The organism is Mesorhizobium sp. M7A.F.Ca.CA.002.09.1.1, assembly GCF_003998555.1.
Lineage (GTDB): Bacteria > Pseudomonadota > Alphaproteobacteria > Rhizobiales > Rhizobiaceae > Mesorhizobium > Mesorhizobium ciceri.
This window is the reverse complement of record NZ_RZRR01001505.1, coordinates 1-625: the sequence shown is the minus strand read 5'-3', so window position 1 is coordinate 625 and position 625 is coordinate 1. Positions and strand designations below refer to the sequence as shown.

At 63.2% G+C, this 625-nt stretch carries 1 protein-coding gene; it reads left to right on the top strand.

The features are described from left to right. Positions 1-479 (top strand): ABC transporter substrate-binding protein (locus EN994_RS34320; RefSeq protein WP_164746572.1); only part of this gene is annotated, 479 nt, incomplete at its 5' end. Positions 480-625: the final 146 nt, after the last annotated feature.

The window sequence follows — 625 nt, the reverse complement described above, 5'->3', positions numbered from 1 at the left end:
AAAAGCTGGGCAAGATCTGCGGCAAGGAGGCCGAGGCTGAAAAGCTTGTCTCTGGCTGGAAGGCGCAGCTCGCCGACATCACCGCCAAGGTCGGCAGCGCCAAGGGCACGCGGGTGTTCCTCTACGATTCCGGCGAGGACAAGCCGTTCACCGCAGGCAAGTTCGCCATCCCCAGCGCCATGATCACTGCCGCCGGCGGCGACAACATCATGGCTGACATGGACACCAGCTGGGGCAACACGGATTGGGAAACGGTGGCGTCGCGCAATCCGCAATTCCTCATCCTGCTCGATTACCAGGACGGTGGCGGCTACAGGAAGCTGCTCGATTTCCTGAAAGCGCATCCGGCCATGAAGGAGACAGACGCGGTCAAGAACGAGCGCTTCGTCGCCCTCCGCTACGCCGAGCTGACGCCTGGACCCGCCAACATCGAAGCGATCGACAAGATCGCCAAGGCCATGCACCCGGAAGCATTTTGAGCTTGCGCCATCCGGCATTTGCGTTGGCCATGCTGGCGGGAGCGGCGGCGATCGCCGCTCTCGCTCTGCTGTCGATCGCCTATGGCTCGACGCTGATCCCGCTGGCCGACGTTGTAGCAGCGCTTGGCCGCGCAATCGGCTTAGGC